Annotated in this window: 15 protein-coding genes and 1 pseudogene; 10 read left to right on the top strand and 6 right to left on the bottom strand. The window is 69.2% G+C overall.

Features of this window, described 5'->3' with window-relative positions:
* The first annotated feature begins 291 nt into the window (after positions 1-291).
* From ACZ63D_RS25840 to gcl, 3 genes are read left to right on the top strand one after another with little or no spacing between them, the layout of a single operon-like run.
* Positions 292-1,116 carry a hydroxypyruvate isomerase family protein gene (locus tag ACZ63D_RS25840; protein WP_465356916.1) on the top strand — a complete coding sequence of 275 codons (825 nt, stop codon included), beginning with the start codon at positions 292-294 and terminating at the stop codon, positions 1,114-1,116.
* Positions 1,116-2,006 carry a 2-hydroxy-3-oxopropionate reductase gene (locus ACZ63D_RS25835; RefSeq protein ID WP_465356915.1) on the top strand — a complete coding sequence of 297 codons (891 nt, stop codon included), beginning with the start codon at positions 1,116-1,118 and terminating at the stop codon, positions 2,004-2,006. Before ACZ63D_RS25840 ends, ACZ63D_RS25835 begins: the two co-directional genes overlap by 1 nt.
* Before the next feature lie 2 nt (positions 2,007-2,008).
* The gene (gcl, locus tag ACZ63D_RS25830) at positions 2,009-3,703 is read left to right on the top strand and encodes a glyoxylate carboligase (RefSeq protein WP_465356914.1); all 1,695 of its coding nucleotides are present in this window, start codon (positions 2,009-2,011) and stop codon (positions 3,701-3,703) included.
* A 46-nt stretch (positions 3,704-3,749) separates the two neighbouring features.
* Here the strand turns inward: gcl and ACZ63D_RS25825 are convergent, their stop codons facing one another.
* Entirely contained in the window at positions 3,750-4,556 is an 807-nt protein-coding gene (locus ACZ63D_RS25825) for a helix-turn-helix transcriptional regulator (protein WP_465356913.1), read from the bottom strand.
* 44 nt (positions 4,557-4,600) lie between these two features.
* Between ACZ63D_RS25825 and cmtR the strand changes: the two genes are divergently transcribed.
* The 3 genes from cmtR to ACZ63D_RS25810 all read left to right on the top strand — a co-directional run bounded on the left by cmtR (position 4,601) and on the right by ACZ63D_RS25810 (position 6,612).
* Positions 4,601-4,933, top strand: coding sequence for a Cd(II)/Pb(II)-sensing metalloregulatory transcriptional regulator CmtR (cmtR, locus tag ACZ63D_RS25820; protein ID WP_465356912.1), 333 nt, complete (start codon positions 4,601-4,603; stop codon positions 4,931-4,933).
* On the top strand, positions 4,930-5,589 hold the full coding sequence (locus ACZ63D_RS25815) for a cation efflux transmembrane domain-containing protein (protein ID WP_465356911.1): 660 nt from the start codon (positions 4,930-4,932) through the stop codon (positions 5,587-5,589). Before cmtR ends, ACZ63D_RS25815 begins: the two co-directional genes overlap by 4 nt.
* A 282-nt stretch (positions 5,590-5,871) precedes the next feature.
* Positions 5,872-6,612 carry an SDR family oxidoreductase gene (locus ACZ63D_RS25810; protein WP_465356910.1) on the top strand — a complete coding sequence of 247 codons (741 nt, stop codon included), beginning with the start codon at positions 5,872-5,874 and terminating at the stop codon, positions 6,610-6,612.
* 878 nt (positions 6,613-7,490) lie between these two features.
* Here ACZ63D_RS25810 and ACZ63D_RS25805 read toward each other — a convergent pair.
* Together ACZ63D_RS25805 and ACZ63D_RS25800 are read right to left on the bottom strand one after the other, a co-directional pair.
* Positions 7,491-8,117 carry a hypothetical protein gene (locus ACZ63D_RS25805; protein WP_465356909.1) on the bottom strand — a complete coding sequence of 209 codons (627 nt, stop codon included), beginning with the start codon at positions 8,115-8,117 and terminating at the stop codon, positions 7,491-7,493.
* A gap of 860 nt (positions 8,118-8,977) precedes the next feature.
* Positions 8,978-9,421 (bottom strand): single-stranded DNA-binding protein, encoded by a 444-nt coding sequence (locus tag ACZ63D_RS25800; RefSeq protein WP_465356908.1) that lies wholly within the window; start codon positions 9,419-9,421, stop codon positions 8,978-8,980.
* A gap of 170 nt (positions 9,422-9,591) precedes the next feature.
* On the opposite strand from ACZ63D_RS25800, the gene ACZ63D_RS25795 reads away from it, so the two are divergent.
* Entirely contained in the window at positions 9,592-12,006 is a 2,415-nt protein-coding gene (locus tag ACZ63D_RS25795; RefSeq protein WP_465356907.1) for a glycoside hydrolase family 15 protein, read from the top strand.
* Between the two features lie 454 nt (positions 12,007-12,460).
* On the opposite strand, the pseudogene ACZ63D_RS25790 reads toward ACZ63D_RS25795, so the two are convergent.
* Positions 12,461-12,850, bottom strand: a pseudogene (locus tag ACZ63D_RS25790) (EamA family transporter); the annotation flags it as partial.
* Positions 12,851-12,886: 36 nt separating this feature from the next.
* Between ACZ63D_RS25790 and ACZ63D_RS25785 the strand changes: the two are divergent.
* Entirely contained in the window at positions 12,887-13,447 is a 561-nt protein-coding gene (locus ACZ63D_RS25785) for a TetR/AcrR family transcriptional regulator (RefSeq protein WP_465356906.1), read from the top strand.
* Between the two features lie 4 nt (positions 13,448-13,451).
* Here the strand turns inward: ACZ63D_RS25785 and ACZ63D_RS25780 are convergent, their stop codons facing one another.
* Complete coding sequence (locus tag ACZ63D_RS25780; RefSeq protein ID WP_465356905.1) at positions 13,452-14,015, bottom strand: CGNR zinc finger domain-containing protein; 564 nt, start codon at positions 14,013-14,015, stop codon at positions 13,452-13,454.
* 102 nt (positions 14,016-14,117) lie between these two features.
* On the opposite strand from ACZ63D_RS25780, the gene ACZ63D_RS25775 reads away from it, so the two are divergent.
* Both ACZ63D_RS25775 and ACZ63D_RS25770 read left to right on the top strand, forming a co-directional pair.
* On the top strand, positions 14,118-15,029 hold the full coding sequence (locus tag ACZ63D_RS25775) for a pyridoxamine 5'-phosphate oxidase family protein (RefSeq protein ID WP_465356904.1): 912 nt from the start codon (positions 14,118-14,120) through the stop codon (positions 15,027-15,029).
* Between the two features lie 22 nt (positions 15,030-15,051).
* Positions 15,052-15,513, top strand: a complete 462-nt coding sequence (locus ACZ63D_RS25770) for a nuclear transport factor 2 family protein (protein ID WP_465356903.1) — start codon at positions 15,052-15,054, stop codon at positions 15,511-15,513.
* Between the two features lie 87 nt (positions 15,514-15,600).
* Here ACZ63D_RS25770 and ACZ63D_RS25765 read toward each other — a convergent pair whose 3' ends face one another.
* Positions 15,601-16,992 carry an amino acid permease gene (locus tag ACZ63D_RS25765; protein WP_465356902.1) on the bottom strand — a complete coding sequence of 464 codons (1,392 nt, stop codon included), beginning with the start codon at positions 16,990-16,992 and terminating at the stop codon, positions 15,601-15,603.
* Positions 16,993-17,253 lie beyond the last annotated feature (261 nt).

Genomic DNA, 17,253 nt, shown 5'->3' with positions numbered 1-17,253 from the left:
TTTTGTTCACCTGAAGTAGAAATCTTCCGTCTGTCTACTGTGGATCAAAGTAATTCCATTGTGGACAGACAGGATCGGTTCGACTTCGCGCGCCTGCGCGAGTGGTGTCGAACCAAGGTTTGCGCGCCCTTGCCGGCGCGCGTCGCAGTGGATCTTGCTGCCCGCGCGCCCCGGCGAAACCTGCCCGCTTCCCGTTGACCGAAGCCTCCGCGTCCAGCTATTCTCGAACTACGGAAGAAAACTTTCACAAAGCGAAATTAGCTGATCGAGATGTGAGGAGCCGAGGTACTCATGACCGGTCCCGCCGGGGAGCGGCACTCGCTGCCCTACACCGCCAACCTGTCGATCCTGTTCACCGAACTCCCGCTGCTCGAGCGCGCGCAGGCCGCTCGGGCAGCGGGCTTCACGAGGGTGGAGTACTGGTGGCCGTTCGACAGCGCCGACCCGTCGGGAACCGAGGTCGACCGGTTCGCGCGGTCGATCGAACAGGCGGGCGTCCAGCTGACCGGGCTGAACTTCTACGCGGGCGACATGGCCGCGGGCGAGCGCGGGCTCGTGTCGTGGGTCGGCCGCGAAGCGGAGTTCGCGACGAGCCTGACGGTGGCGCTCGGGCTCGCCGAACGGCTCGGCTGCCGCAGCTTCAACGCGCTGTACGGCAACCGGATCGACGGGATCGCACCGTCCGAACAGGACGATCTAGCCCGCGCACACCTCGCCACTGCGGCCAAGGCCGCCGAAGGCATCGGTGCGCAGCTGGTGCTCGAACCGCTGTCCGGCACCCCGGCGTACCCGCTGAAAACCGCGGCCGACGCGGTCGCGGTGCTCGACGAGCTGGGCCTGGACAACGTCCGGCTGCTCGCGGACCTCTACCACCTCGCGGTCAACGGCGAAGACCTCGACACCGTGATCGCCCGCTACACCCCGCGCACCGGGCACGTGCAGATCGCCGACGCGCCGGGCCGGCACCAGCCGGGCACGGGGGAGCTGGATCTCGAAGCATATCTGGAAAAACTGCAGGCGGCGGGCTACGCCGGACCGGTGGGCGTCGAGTACAAACCGGACGGTTCCACCGTGGACTCGCTGGCCTGGCTGCCGTACGAGCGAAGGGGAAACTGATGAGCAGGATCGGGTTCATCGGACTGGGCGTGATGGGCACGCCGATGGCCGCGCACCTGGCCGCCGCCGGACACGAGGTGAGCGGGTTCGACCTCAACGCCGGCGCGCTGGCCAAACTGGAAGCGGCGGGCGGCCGCGCGGCGAGCGACGTCGCGGACGCGGTGTCCGGGGCCGAGGTCGTGATCACCATGCTGCCGAACCACCCGCAGGTCGAGCAGGTCGTGCTCGCCCCCGGCGGCGTGCTCGACACGATCGCGCCCGGCACGCTGCTGGCCGACATGAGCACCATCCGGCCGGAGACGTCGATCGAGGTGGCGAAAGCCGGTGCGGCCAAGGGGATCCGGGTGCTGGACGCGCCGGTCTCCGGCGGTCAAGCCGGAGCCGAGCAGGCCACACTGTCCATTATGGTCGGTGGCGACGAGGCCGATTTCGCCGCGGCGAAGCCGGTTTTCGACACGCTCGGCAAGACCGTGGTGCACGTCGGACCGCACGGCGCGGGTCAGGTCGTGAAGGCGGCCAACCAGCTGGTGGTCGGCGGGATCTACGGCCTGGTGGCCGAGGCGATCGTGCTGCTGGAAGCGTCCGGGGTGGACGCGGGCACCGGCCTCGACGTGCTGGCCGGCGGGCTCGCCGGCAGCCGGATCCTGGAACTGAAACGGAAGTCGATGGTCGCGCGGCAGTTCGAGCCGGGCTTCCGGATCGACCTGCACCACAAGGACATGGGCATCGCGCTCGCCGCGGCCCGGCAGTCCGACGTGGCGCTCCCGCTGACCGGCCTGGTCGCGCAGCTGGTCGCGGCCGGGCGCGCGATGGGCTACGGCTCGCTGGACCACTCCGCGCTGCTCAAGGTCGTCGAAGAACTGTCCGGCCGCTCGTCCGAGGAGGTTTGACCATGGCCCGGGTCCCCGCTATGCAGGCAGTCGTCGACGTGCTGGTCGACGAGGGAATCGACGTCGCCTTCGGCTGCCCAGGAGCGGCGATCCTGCCGCTGTACGACGCGATGCAAGGGCGCGGCATCGACCATCTCGTGGTCCGCCACGAAGAGGGCGCGACGCACATGGCCGACGGCTGGGCGCGCACCACCGGCAACGTCGGCGTCGCGATCGGCACGTCCGGTCCGGCCGGCACCAACATGATCACCGGGCTTTACACCGCGCACGCGGACTCCGTCCCGATCCTGTGCATCACCGGGCAGGCCGCGACGACGAAACTGCACCAGGAAGCGTTCCAGGCGGTCGACATCGTCGAAATCGCGCGGCCGGTCACGAAATGGGCGGTCCAGGTGAAGGAAGCCGCGCAGCTGCCGTGGATCTTCCGCGAGGCGTTCCGGATCGCGCGGTCCGGGCGGCCGGGCCCGGTGCTCATCGACCTCCCGATCGACGTCCAGAAGCAGACGATCGAATGGGATTCCTCGATCGACTCGGCGCTGCCGGTCAGCACGGTCAAACCGTCCCCGGCGCGGGTCGAGCGGGCGCTGGACATGCTGCTCGCCGCCGAACGCCCGCTGCTCCTGGCCGGTGGCGGCGTCGTGCTCGGCGAGGCGCACGAACCGTTGCGGCGGCTGGCGGAACGGCTCGGCGTGCCGGTCGGCGTCACGCTGATGGGCAAGGGCAGTTTCCCCGAGGATCACGAGCTTTTCGCGGGCATGGCGGGCATTCAGACCTCGCAGCGCTGGGCCAACGCGGCGTTCCTGGAGTCGGACCTGGTCCTGGCGCTGGGCGCGCGGTTCGGCGACCGGCATACCGGCGAGCTGTCGGTGTACCGCGGCGACCGGAAGTTCATCCACGTCGACATCGAGCCCACGCAGCTGGGCAAGGTGTTCGGCCCGGACCTCGGCGTCGTGTCGGACACGCGGGAGTTCCTGGAAGCGCTGCTGGCCGCGCTCGACGCGCGCGAGGCGCCCGCCCGGGACCGCGCGTGGGTCAAGCGGCTCGGCGACCTCAAAGCGGAACTGCCGCGCAAAGAGGACTTCGACTGCACGCCGATCAAGGCGCCTCGGGTGTTCAAGGAACTCAACGAGTTCTACGGCCCCGAGACGTACTTCGTCACCGCGATCGGGCTGTACCAGATCTGGTCCGGCCAGTTCCAGCGCGCGCACCTGCCGCGCCACTACCAGGTGTGCGGCCAGGCCGGCCCGCTCGGCTGGGAGATCCCGGCCGCGATCGGCGTCAAGAAGGCCCGCCCGGACGCGGAGGTCGTCGGCGTGGTCGGCGACTACTCGTTCCAGTTCCTGGTCGAGGAACTGGCGGTCGCCGCGCAGTACGACGTCGGGTTCGTGCTGGTCATGCTCAACAACGAGTACCTGGGCCTGATCCGCCAGTCCGAGCTGCCGTACGAGATGAACTACCAGGTCGACATCCACTACGACGACCGCGGCACGGACAACGTCAAGATCATGGAGGCCTACGGCTGTTCGGGCACCCGCGTGGAGGACCCGGGCGAGATCCGGTCGTCGCTCGAATGGGCGCGGAAGGAAGCCGAGCGCACCCGGCGGCCGGTGCTCGTCGAGATCATGATCGAACGTGAGGGCAACGCCGCGATGGGCGCCGCACTGGACGCGGTGCGCGAGTTCGAAGCGGTGGACTGACCGGAACCGGGCCGGGGCCTTTGGCGCTTCGGCCCGGTTTCCGTTGCTACCGCGCGGAAATCAGGTCTGCGAGGGAGGCGAGTGCCTCGGCGTCGCGGGTGCCCGGCGTCGCGTGGAAGACCACCAATTGCAAGCTCGCCGGGCCGGGGATGTCGAGCTTGTCGCTGTGCAGCTCCAAATCTCCGACGGCCGGATGGCGGAAGCGGACGAGGTGGCCGGTCCTCGGTTTGACGTCGTGCGCGGCCCAGAGATCCCGGAACCGGTCGCTGCGCGCGGTCAGGTCGGCGATGAGTTCGGCGGCCGCGGGGTCCGCGATGCCGGGGCCGAGCGCGGCGCGCAGGCCCGCGACGCCGTCGGCCGCCATCTGGTCCCAATCGCGGCGGAGTTCGCGTTCGGCCGGGTCGAGGAAGACCGCCCGGAGCAAGTTCCGGCCCACCGCGTAGTTCGGCGAAACCGCCGCGGCGACAGAATTCGCGGCGAGGACGTTGGTGAGCCGGTCCTGGACGTACGCCGGATTCGTCGCCCAGGTGGAGATGAGTTCGACAATGCTCGCGGGCACCTCCGGCTCGGCTTGACCCGGCCGGACGGGGGCCGCCAGCTGATGCAAGTGCTGGCGGGAGGCTTCGTCCAGGCTGAGTGCGCGGGCCAGTGCGTCGAGGACCTGTGCTGACGGGTTCTGGTCGCGGCCCTGCTCGAGCCGGATGTAGTAGTCGCTGCTGATCCCCGCGAGCAGTGCGAGTTCCTCGCGGCGCAGTCCTCGCACGCGGCGGCGTCCGTTGTCCGGCAGCCCGACGTCTGCGGGGGAGATCCGCTCTCGCCGGGCGCGGAGGAAATCGCCGAGGAGGTTGTCCACTTCGCCAGTGTATTTGATTCAGCGAAGGCTGTACTGTTGCGGCTGTGCTGACCTCAGAGACTCGCGAACTGGCACTCGCCCGCCTCGGCCGCGCGCTGGCGGACCCGACGCGCTGCCGGATTCTCGTGGCGCTGCTGGACGGCGTCGTGTATCCGGCGCAACTGGCCGCGGAGCTGGAGCTGAGCAGGTCGAATGTCTCGAACCACCTCGCCTGCCTGCGCGGGTGCGGGCTGGTGATCGCGACCTACGAGGGTCGGCAAGTCCGGTACGCGATCGCAGATCCGCATCTCGCGCAAGCCTTGGCGGAGCTGACGCAGGTGGTTCTGGCCGTCGCGCCGACGGAGGCGTGTGCCGAGGAAACGCACGCGGCGCGATGACCCAACCGGATTGCTCCGGCTGCCAGTCTCCAGCTGGGTCGGGTGTCGCGTCTCCGGCGGTGGACGTTGCCCGGAAAGCGGTTCTGCGGCGGCGAGTGCGGTGGCTGGTCGCCGGAACGATCACGTACAACGTGGTCGAGGCGATCATCGCGGTGTCGGCCGGAACTGTCGCGTCCTCGTCGGCGCTGGTCGCGTTCGGGCTCGACTCGGTGGCCGAGGTGCTGTCCGCGGTCGCGGTAGCGTGGCAGTTCGCCACCGCGGACCCGGAGCGTCGGGAGCGAGTCGCGCTGCGGGTGATCGCGCTGTCGTTCTTCCTCCTGGCCGCCTACGTCGCAGTCGATTCGGTGCGGTCGTTGTTCGACAGCGAGCCTTCGCCTTCGACGGCCGGAATCGTGCTCGCCGCGGTATCCCTGGTCGTGATGCCGGTGCTTTCCGCGGCGCAACGCCGAGCCGGGCGGGAACTCGGTTCGGCGAGCGCGGTGGCCGACTCCAACCAAACTCTTCTCTGCACCTACCTTTCCGGCGTCCTGCTGGCCGGGTTGCTGGTGAACGCGCTGTTCGGCTGGTACTGGGCAGACCCGGTCGCAGCGCTGGCGATCGCGGCGGTCGCGGTCCGCGAGGGGCTCGAGGCCTGGCGGGGCGAGCACTGCTGCTGATCGCGGGCCATGCGCTGCTGGATGGCGCGCAATGTCATGGCCAGCGCGATGAACACGCCGATCAACATCAGTGCGGCGGCTAGGTCGCTCACCTTGGTAGGCCTTTCTCCCGTGGGTTGTCTCGTTGGAGCATCACCCCGGGCGGCGACGAAGTCCTTCCGCGCTCACGCTTCCTTGACTGCACTCCAGCCGATGTTGATGCCCTCCTGCCCGCTCTGCTATCCGGACACATGTCCGCTAAACTATCCGGACACGTGTCCGGATAACTAGCTGGGAGCGGAAATGTCAGATCTGACCGGGAAAGTCGTCGCGATCACCGGAGCGAGCAGCGGAATCGGCGAGGCGACCAGCCGACTGCTCGCCTCCCGTGGCGCGGCGGTGGTCCTAGGCGCGCGCCGCGAAGACCGGCTCGCTGCGCTGACGAAGGAAATCCTCTCGGGCGGAGGCCGCGCGGTCGCGTGCGTCACCGACGTGACCCGGCGCGACGACCTGGACCGCCTCGTGCGGCGGGCAGTCGAAGAATTCGGCCGCCTCGACGTCCTGGTCGGCAACGCCGGGGTCGCCAAACTGGGCCCGGTCGAGGATGGGGATGTCGAGGGCTGGTCGGCGATGATCGACGTGAACGTCCGCGGGGTGCTGCACGGAATCGCCGCCGCACTCCCGGTTTTCCGTCGGCAAGGGCGGGGCCATCTGGTGACGACCGTGTCGACGTCCGGGTTGAAGATCGTGCCCGGACAGGCGGTCTACGCCGGGACGAAGAACGCGGTGCGGACCGTGCTGGAGGCGCTCCGACAGGAATCGACGGACGGTGTGCTCCGGACGACGTCGGTTTCACCCGGCTTCGTCCGGACGGAGCTTGCGGATTCGATCGGCGATCCGGCGGAACGAGAACGGATTCGGGAGAAGTTCGAGGAGGTCGCGCTGGATCCGGAGGCGGTGGCGCGGGCGATCGCGTTCGCGATCGAGCAGCCGGAGGACGTGGAGATCGGTGAGATCACGATCCGGCCTGCTGTGCAGAATTAGGGAGGGGTTTTTGCGGCGGAGGGGGTTTGGCTTCGGCGGAACCAGGTTTCGGTGGAGTGGCGGGGGCGGGCTCGCGCGCTTCGCGTGCGAGTGTGGGACGAGGATTTGCGGAGGGGCGACCGCGCCGGGTTTGGCCAGCGGTTCGGCCCGAGCGGGGGATTCGGTAGAGGGGTTCGCGTGCTCCGCGTGCGAGTGTGGGGCCGGGGTTTGGCGAGGGGCGACCGGGCCGGGTTTGGCGGATCGGTTCGGCCGAGCAGGGGGAGTCGGCAGAAGGGTTCGCACGCTCCGAGTGCAAGCGCGGGGCGGGGTTTGGCGAGGGGCGACCGGGCCGGGGTCTAGTGGAGCGGTTGGGCTGAGTGGGGATTCGGCGGAGCGGTTCGCACGGTCCGCGTGCGAGCGCGGGGTGGGTTTGGCGGAGGGCTCCGGGCGGGTCGAGGCCAGGCGGTCTGATTCGGCCGACTCAGGGTCCGGCGGAGGGCTCGGGGAGAGCAGCCGGGTCGGCGGCTCGTCAACGGGCTTGGCGGGCTGGTCCGGCCGGGCCGCAGGCTCGGCGGGCTTGGGGTTCGACCGGCCGAGATTCGGATGCGGCGGGGTTTCGGGGCCTGTGGTTCGCCGGGGCGGGTTTGGCGGAGGCTGGTGCTTGGCCAGGGCCGGCTCGGCCGGGAATGCTTAACGGTCGGCTGGCCGGGCCGAATGGCTGCGGTCGTCGTGTCAGCGTGCGGGGATTATGTCGGTGGCGCGGTCTGTCTGATTCGGCGGGATGAGGGGCCGCGGTGGGAGGAAGAGCGGTGCGCGCTTGCCGGTAGGTGCGCAACTCGCTGTTTCCGGAGCTTTGCCGGTGTGTTCGGAACCTTCGGTGCGGGTGGACCGGGCAGGGGTCAGAGGCAGGGCGGCTGGTAGCCGTCGATGAGGAGTTCTCGGAAGTCGAGCGTGTTGGGGGTCTTGCCGACGAAGACGAGGCCGCGGGCTTCGGTCAGGGCGGAGGCGAACGAGTACTGCGGCTGGCCGAGTTCGGGGAGCCAGGTCCAGGCATCGGCGTCGAAGGGAAAGAACTTGCGGACCAGCTGGCCGCCGGTGGCGGGGATGCGGGTGAGCCATTTGTCGCCGCCGCTCCAGTGGGAGGCGGGGCGCAGTTGGACGTACAGGTCGTCGTCGGCGGAGTAGGTCAGCCAGAATCCGGAGGAATGGCTGAGGTCGGCCTGGGCGTCGAACTGGTTGCCCAGCCAGACCACCGCGACGTGCCATTCGTTGTTCTGGAAGACGATCTTCGCGGCGTAGCCGTCGCCTTCCGGGACGAGGAGGCTGCCGGTGGCCGGGATGGTCGTTCCTTCGCCGCTGGCCAGCCACTTCTGGTACTGGTTGATCGACGGGGTGCTGCATTCGTCTCGCATGCTGACACTGGCGGGGGCGGCCTGGGCCGCCGGTGCGGACAGCGGAGCCAGCAGCAATACGGAAATCGCGGTGAGGACTGGGATTCCGGCCTTGGTCCGGCGAGATGCGGGCATGATTCGGAAGCTACCAGCGGGATTCCCGGTTGGTCAGGGCCGATAGTCGGCTTCTCGTCGCGTCCGATCGTGCAGTGGTATGAACCTTTGCGAGAAAGGACCAGACCACTTGGGTCAGCCGAGAGGGTGCGGGGCCAGGGATCTCGGCTTGAGCCTCGAACCAGCGTGTGCGGCACGGCTGTGGAGAGGAACGGCGCGGCGAAACAACCGCGGGATGGCGGTCGGTGGCCGGGCACGGGACGGATGGGTGCTCGCCGGTTGACGGCTGCGCGTGCATCGTCGACCTGATGACCAGCGCCAGCGCCGCGCCGCCTGCAGGTGGCCGGGACGCAGCGGCCTGACGATCAGCGTCGGTGACGTGCCGCGCGGCGTGTAGGTGGCCGGGACGCAGCGGCCTGATGACCAGTGTCGGTGACGTGCCGCGCCGCCTGCCTGTTGCCGGGACGCGGCGACCTGATGACGAGCGTCGGTGACGTGCCGCGTGGCGTGTAGGTGGCCAGGGCGCGGCGACCTGATGATCAGCGTCGGTGACGTGCCGCGTGGCGTGCGGGTGGCCAGGGCGCGGCGACCTCAGCCATGGTTGCTGATCGCGGTGCAGAGCCGAGGGCAACCGCATGGCTGACGAGGTAGCTAGGCGTGCGGGCGGGGTTGGCGGGCAGTCGCACGGCTGACGAGGTAGTCAGGCGTGCGGCAGGCCGGGCATTCACCTCCTGTTGAGTGATTGGCGGCGGTGGTTGGCTGTCGAGTCCCGGGCCGCGGCAGGTGGCTGGGTGCGCCACGAATCGCACGACACCGGCCGTCGGGCGCGGTGACGCGGGGCGTCCGGCGGCCGGTCGTGGCGGGGGATTGGTTGCCGGGGGTCAGAAGGGCGGGGCGTCGCCTGCGGTTACCGGGGTATCGGTGATCCAGCCGTTGCCCGGCAGAGGGCCGTCGGCGGTGCGGGTGGCCTTGACGACCTTCGCCGTCGCATAGCGCAAGGACGGGCCGATTTCATCGACCTGCAGTTCCACCACGGTTCGGCGTTCGCCCTCTCTCGTTTCGTACGAACGTTGCCGCAATCTGCCCTGCACTATTACCCGGGTGCCGCGGCTCAGGCTTTCCGCGACGTTTTCCGCTGGGTTTTTCCACAGGCTGCAGCGCAGGAACAAAGGGTCGCCGTCGGTGAATTCGTTGGTTTGGCGGTCCAGGATCCTCGGGGTGCTGGCGACGGTGAAGTTCGCGACCGCGGCACCGGACGGGGTGAAGGTGAGTTCCGGGTCGGCGGTCAGGTTTCCGATGACGGTGAGGACGGTTTCTCCGGCCATGGTGACGCTCCTCGGTTCGGTGCGGTCCCGGTGCGGGCGCCGCTTCGATCATCAGGAGACCATCCGGGTACGACAGTTTCCGGGGGTTCTCGGTCACTCCATCGGGTGGGACTGCCGAGGGGCGGTTCCCACCGTTCGGCTGTTGTCGGAGGGGAGAGGGGGCGGGCAGCATGAGCGGCATGGTCGGTGGGAAGTGGGGACGGGCGGCGGCGGTGGTCGCGGTCGTGGGGATTTCGGTGGCGGGGCAGGGGATGGCGGCTGCGGAGGCCGGGGGCGGGGCGAGGGTGGGTCCGGCGGCCGGAGGCAGTGCAACCGAAAGCGGAGCAGTGCCGGGCGGCGGGGCGGCCGCGCGGAGTGGAGCAGCGGCAGGCAGCGGGGTAGCCGCGGGCAGTGGAGCGGCGGCGCAAGGGGAAGGGCGCGGAACGGCGCTGGGAACGCGGTCGACGACGGGCGGCGCGCCGGGAGATTGCTGCGGTGGGCCGTCATCCTGGACAACGGGGGACAAAACCGCCCTCGGGACTGCGGCCGGGACCGCCAGCCCAGTGTGGTTCACCGTCGCGGGCGGGGTCGCGTCGGAAGTGTTTTATCCGCGCGCCGACCTGGCCAATATGCAGGACATGCAGTACGTGGTCACCGACGGGAAGTCCTTTGTGGACCTTGAGCGCGACGCGACGGAGCACGGCGTCTCGATGCCGGACGAGAAGGCGCTCGAATACACGGTCACGAACACCGCTAAGAACGGACATTACCGCATCACCACCACGTACGTCACTGACGCCGGAAGGCCGACTCTTCTTACCCGAACGCGGTTTCAGTCACTTGACGGCGGCCAGTATCAGGTTTACCTGCTGGCGAATCCGTCAATGGCGGGCGGCGCGGCGAATGACACTGCCGCCTGGGATGGAAGCGGGCTGACAGCCAGCGGAACGGAAGACTTGTTCGGGGCCAAGACCACAGTTGCGTCGGCATTGCGCGCCTCGACCGGATTCGTCGCGCACGACAACGGATATTCCGGTGCGGCGAGCGATTGCCTGGTAGACTTGCGGGCACATAAACGTCTTACGAATCAGTTCGATACCACCGGCTTGGGGAATGTAGTCCAGTGTGGACAGATCCCGGCCGGGCAGGACACGACGTTCTCGGTCGCGCTCGGCTACGGAAGCGACGTCCAGGGCGCGGCGGCGGCCGCGGACGGATCTCTGGCGAGCGGGTTCGCCAACCTGGAGCAGGCGTATCGGCGAGGCTGGGAGGAGTATGTCGGCAGCCTGAAAGCGGCGCCGGGCAGCGTGGCGGGTGACGAGCGGCGGCGGAGGGCGTATTACGTAGCGCTGATGGCGTTGCACGCGGCGGAGGACAAGACGCACCGCGGCGCGAGCGTCGCGGGGCTGGCCACGCCGTGGGGCGACGTCGTGAGCGGCGACGTTCTCAACGACGGCTACCACCGCGTATGGGGCCGGGATCTGTACCAGCAGGCGACCGGGCTGCTCGCGGCGGGCGACGCGGCGCAGGCGAAGCGGATGGCGCAGTTTTTGTGGTCCTCGCAATGGATTTCCTCGCCCACGCAAGGCGACGGGACGACGTACCCGGCCGGTGCGTTTCCGCGGTACAGCCCGGTCAGCGGGGTCCAGGGGGCCACGCCGCAGCAGCTGGGCTGCTGCGAACAGCTCGACCAGGACTCCGACGCGATCATTCTCGCCTGGACGACCGGCCTGACCGACGCGGCGACGTACGCGCGGGTCAAGGTGACGGCCGAGCACATCCGCACGAGCGGGCCTGCGACCACCGAGCGGTGGGAAGAGCAGTACGGCCGGTCGCCGTCGTCGATCGCGGCTGAGGTCGCCGGGCTCGTGACGGCCGGGGCGATCGCGCGGGCCAACGGCGACCCGGCGTCGGCGCAGCAATGGGAGTCCACTGCGGATTCGTGGCGGGCGCAGCTCGACAGCTGGACGCGGACGACTTCCGGCTATTGGGGCGACCACACGTATTTCGAGCGGATCGACAAGGGAACCGACCCGAACGACACCGGCCAGATCTGTTTCGACGAGGGCTGCTTCTACGAACACGACGTAGTCGACTTCGGCTTCCTCGACCTCGTCCGGCTCGGGGTTCGCGGCCCGGCGGACCCCGAGGTCGCGGAATCGCTGGGGCCTACCGGACAAGCCCGCGACGGCAACGCGCCGATGCAGGTGACGACCCCGGACGGCGACATCTACTTCCATCGCTACCCGCACGACAACTACGGCGAGAGCACCACGACCTGCACCGGCTGGCCGGCGAACGGGCCGCAGCGGTTCGGGCGGCTCTGGCCGGTCCTGTCCGGCGAGCGCGGCGAGTACGAGCTGGCCAACGGGCGGCCGGCGGCGGTGTACCTGAAATCGATGGCGGACGCGGCGAACGACGGCTACTTCATTCCCGAGCAGGTGTGGGATCGCGCCGACGCCCCGTGCTTCGGGCTGGGCCGTCCGACCGGGAGCGCGGCCCCGCTGATGTGGGCGGAAGGCCAGTACCTCCGGCTCGCGCAGAACATGGACGCGGGGAAGAACCTGGAGACTCCGGAGGTGGTCCGGCAGCGCTACGGCGGCTGAACCTCCCGTTCGCGACGACGGCGGCGACCAGGGCCAAGCCGAGCCCCACGCCGGTCAGCACGGTGAACGGCTCGCCGAACAGCACCGTGCCCCACACAGACGTGACCGGCGCGATCAGGAACATCAGGCTGTTCACCGCGGTCATGCCGATCCGCCCGACGAGCAGCCAGTACAACCCGTACCCGCCGAAGGTCGCGAGCACGATCAGCCACGTCATCGCGAACCAGAAATGCCCGGACGCGGGCGGTGCCGCGCTCCCGGTCGCCAGTGCGACGGTGGTGAAGACGGCCGCTGAGGCGGCGCAATGGATGGCCAGCGCGCGCATCGGGGGTGCGGCGACGCGCGCCCGGCGTTCGAGCACGGTGGAGGCGACCAGCCCGAGCATCCCGGCGAACGGGATCAGGTACGCCCAGGCCGGGGCGTGCGAAGCGGCGTCCGACCAGCTGACCAGGACCACGCCGACGAGACCCAGCCCGAGCCCGATCCATTGCCGCCCGGTCGCGGCGACGCCGAGCAACGGACCGGCGACCGAGGCGGCGACGAGCGGTTGCACGCCGTCGATCAGCGCGGTCGTGCCGGTGCTGACGCCTTCGCCGATGGCCCAGTAGACGGTGAGCAGATAGCCCGACTGGGACAGCAGGCCGATCAGTACGTGCCGGCCCAGTTCGCGTGCCGGGAGGGCGCGCAGGAACGGGGCCAGCAGCACGGCGAGCGGCACGAACCGCCACATCAGCACGGTCGGCACGGGCGCGTCCGCCGCACCGAGTTTCGCGCCGATGAACCCGGACGACCAGCACGCGACGAAGAGGACCGCCGCGCCGACTATACCGATCTGTTTACTCATGGGTCCGGACTATACAGATCGGTATACACTGGGGCCATGGCGATCGACTGGACCCCGAAAGCGCAAGCGGTGCTGGCAGCCGCGTCGGAGCTGTTCTACGAGCGCGGCATCCACGCGGTCGGTGTCGACGTCATCGCGGCGAAGGCAGGGGTCACGAAGAAGACGCTCTACGACCGGTTCGGGTCCAAAGACCGGCTGGTCGTGGAGTATTTGTCCGCCCGGGACGCACGCTGGCGGGAGTTCCTGGGCGAGTGGCTGGAGAAGGCCGGAACGGTGCCGCGCGACCGGTTGGCGGCGGCGTTCGGCGCTTCGGAGGCTTGGGCGAAGAAGTACGGCGGCAAGGGCTGCAGCATGATCAACGCACACGCGGAGATCAGCGATCCCGCGCATCCGGCGTACGCCGTGGTCACCGAGAGCAAGCGGTGGATGCTCGGCGTCTTCGTCGAACTGGCCGAGTCGGCGGGCGTTCCGGATCCGCACAAGGTCGCCGAGCAGATCATGTTGCTGCACGAAGGCGCGGTCGTGATGGCCGGGATGCGAGTCGCGGACGACGTGTTCGCGCGGGCGGCGGAAACGGCGGTGATGCTGCTGGGCTGAGCTTTCAGCGCGTCGAGCGGATTTTCTCGTAATGCCGTGCGGCGCGCGCTCGGTTGCCGCAGGCGACGGAGCACCATTCGCGGCGCGGATGCGTCTTCATGAAGTAGAGCACGCAGCCCGGCGCGTAACAGGCGCGCAGTTTCGCCGCTTCCGGTCCGCCCAATAGGGCGATCGATTCCCGGGCTACGCGGGCTAGCCCGGTGACGATCGGCGAAGCGCCGCGCGAGGAACTCTCCCGCAATTTCCCGCCCGCGAAGGTCAGTTGGGGGACTGGCAGGTGGGTCACGAGGTCGTTCAGATCGCCGAGCGCGGTTTCCAGGTCAATCTGCGGGGGCTGGCGATCGTCGGCGGTGACTTGAGCGGCGAGGCGGCGGACGGCGTCGCGAAGGCGGCGCGCCAGCGCGAGTTCGGCGGCGGACGACTGCCGCGGCCCGCGCTCGATGCCGACGTCGTCCAGCCAGGAATCGAGATCTTCGCGGGTGCGGAGGTCGTCGTGGAGCCCGCTCGTGTCGGCCCACACGGTCGCCATCAGGCGGACCGGCACGACTTCGTCCGGCAGCATCCCCATGGCCGAGACCGTATCACGGATGGAACGGGTTGCATCCGTGAGAACCGGCTGCTACAACTTCTCACGGAACCTCACGGAACAACCCGTGAGAAAGGAGACGGCATGAGCACGGCGATCGGACGGGCCTTCCACGAGGGAGAGCTGGCCGTCCAGCGCGAGGCCGGAGTCGAACGCCAGGCCGCGCGCCTGTCCCGGATGGCCGAACCCGCCGGGATTTCCGCGGGCATGGCGGCATTCCTGGCCGAGCGGACGTTCCTGGTCGCGACCGCGCGCGACACCGGCGGCAGGCTGTGGACCTCGCCGATCGTCGGCCCGCCAGGATTCCTGGAAACCAGGTCCGCGACGACGCTCGCGATCGGCCGCGCGATCCCGGAGGGCGACCCGCTGCACGGGCTTGCCGCCGGACAGCAGATCGGCCTCACCAGCGTCGAGTTCGCCACCCGCCGCCGGGTCCGGATCAACGGCAGCCTGTCGAGCACCGCGAAAGATCACCTGATCGTGGAGGTCGAGCAGGCGTACGGCAACTGCCCGCAGTACATCCAGCAGCGGGTGTTGTCCGAGGACGTCGAGCCAGCGAGACAACCCGAAACGCGCACCGGACTGACTCCCGGCGACATCGAGTTGATCCGGCAAGCGGACACGTTCTTCCTCGGCACCATCAACCCCGGCCACGGGGCGGACGCCTCCCATCGCGGCGGCGCGCCCGGATTCGTCCGGGTCGAGGGAAATACCTTGTGGTGGCCCGATTATCCCGGCAACAACCTGTTCAACAGCCTCGGCAACCTCGCCGCGAACCCGGAAGCGGCGCTGCTCTTCTTCGACTTCGCCAGCGGCCGGATCCTCCAGCTTTCCGGCACCGCGGCGATCGAATGGGGAGAAGCGGGCCGTTCCGGCGACGACGGCTACACCGGCCGGATCGTCCGGTTCACGGTGCAGCGCGTCGTCTCCGGCCGTCCGGTGGCGCGGCAAGTCGCGCACGCGCCCTATCCGCGCAATCCCCAGCTCATCAAGTGAATCAAGGAAAAGGACTCCCCTCATGACCGAATCGCGGCCGCCGTTCCCGCCGTTCGACCTCGCCTCCGCGCTGCAGAAGGTTCAGGCTGCCGAGGACGCGTGGAACACCCGGGACCCCGAGAAGGTCTCGCTCGCGTACACGCCGGATTCCGTGTGGCGCAACCGCGATACCCACGTGGTCGGCCGGGCCGCCATCGTCGAGTTCCTCACCGCGAAGTGGGAACGGGAGCGGGATTACGCGCTGCGCAAAGGACTGTGGGGATTCCGCGGGAACCGCATGGCGGTCCGGTTCCAGTACGAGAGCCGCGACGCGGACGGGCAATGGTGGCGCAGCTACGGCAACGAGCTGTGGGAGTTCGCCGAGAACGGCCTGATGAGCCGGCGCGAGGCGTCGATCAACGACCGGCGCATCGAGGAAACCGAACGGCGGATCTTCGGGCCGCGTCCGGAGTCGGAGCACGGGGTCGATTTTCCGCTGTGGTGAAAGAACCCGGCCGCCCGCTCCGGTGGTACCGGAAGGGGCGGCCGGGCCAGGCGCCGCGTCCGCGGGGATGAGGGACGCGGGCTCCGCTCAGGCGCCGGTGCGCGCCTGCCGTTTGCGGGACACCAGCCGCCAGCCGACGGCGAGCACCACGACGATCGCCGGGATCGAGTAGAACGCGATCTTCTCGGCCCCGTCGGAGAAGCCCATCAGCACAACGACCAGCACGAGGAATCCGAGCGTGGCCCAGCCGGTGTAGGGCGCGCCGGGCATGCGGTAGCTCGGCCGCTCCAACTCGCCGCGCAACGCCGCCTGGCGCATGCGCATCTGCGAGAACACCAGGGTCGCCCAGGTCGCGACCACGCCGAGCGAGGCGACCGCGGTGGCGATGTCGAAGGCTTCCTTCGGCACCAGGTAGTTCAGCACCACGCCGAGCACGTAGGCGATCGACGTGAAGAGGATTCCGCCGTAGGGCACGTGCCGCGAGTTCATCTTGCCGACGAACTTCGGCGCTTCGCCCTCGTCGGCGAGCGCGCGGAGGATGCGGCCGGTGGAGTACAGCCCTGAGTTGCACGAGGACAGCGCGGCGGTGAGGACGACGGCGTTCATCACGTCGCCGATGCCGCCGATGCCCAGGCGCGAGAACACCGTGACGAACGGGCTCTCGCCGCCGTTGTAGAACGGCCACGGCATCAGCATCGCCAGCAGCAGCACCGAACCGACGTAGAACACGCCGATCCGCCAGACGACGCCGTTGATCGCCTTCGGCAGCACCTTGCGCGCGTCCTTGGTCTCGCCGGCCGCGATGCCGACGACCTCGATCGCGGAGTAGGCGAACACGACTGCCTGCAGCGTCATCAGCGCGATGCCGACGCCGGCCGGGAAGAACCCGCCGTGGTCGGTCAGGTTGTGCACGCCCGCGGTGGTGCCGCCGATGTTCGCGCCGGTGAACACGAGCCCGAGCGCGGTCACCAGGAACACGATGATCGCGAGGACCTTGACGACGGAGAACCAGAACTCCAGTTCCCCGAACAGCTTCACGCTCAGCAGGTTGACCGCCATGAGCACGCCGAGCGCGACCAGCGCGGTGATCCACTGCGGCACGTCCGGCAGCCACTTGTGCACGTAGATCGCGACCGCGGTGATCTCCGCGATCCCGGTCATCGCCCAGTTCAGCCAGTACATCCAGCCGGAGACGAACCCGGCCCACGGCCCGATGAACTTCCGGGCGTAGGTGACGAAACTGCCGGAGCTGGGCTGGTGCAGCACGAGTTCGCCGAGCGCCCGCATCACGAAGTAGGCCGCGACGCCGCACAGCGCGTAGGAAAGGACCAGAGACGGTCCCGCTTCGTGGAGCCGCCCGCCCGCGCCGAGGAAGAGCCCGACCCCGATCGCCCCGCCGATCGCGATCATCTGCACCTGGCGGTTGCCCAGTGCCTTGGTGTAGTTGTCGCCCTCTTTGGCGACCACTGTGGATTCCATGGTTGCGTGACGCTAGCGGTACCGCCCCGCGTGACGCAGCACACCTAGGCTGGACTTAAGGTGTGCTCCAGATCACCGTGGAGGAACCGGGTAAATCGGGCAGGACCCGTTTGACTTCCGGAAATCGCGCCGGAGCTGCGCGGACGTCCACCGTGGACGGTCCGGCCGGAGACTTTCGGGCAACCGGGGCGTCCCCCGAGGGTATCCGGGCACGGAGGACCGCGGCAGTCACCGGAACGGGCGACCCTGCGGCCGGGCGGC

It is taken from the genome of Amycolatopsis sp. NPDC104775, assembly GCF_055583325.1.
Note: the sequence above shows the minus strand (reverse complement) of the source record. Positions and strands in the feature narration are given on the sequence as shown.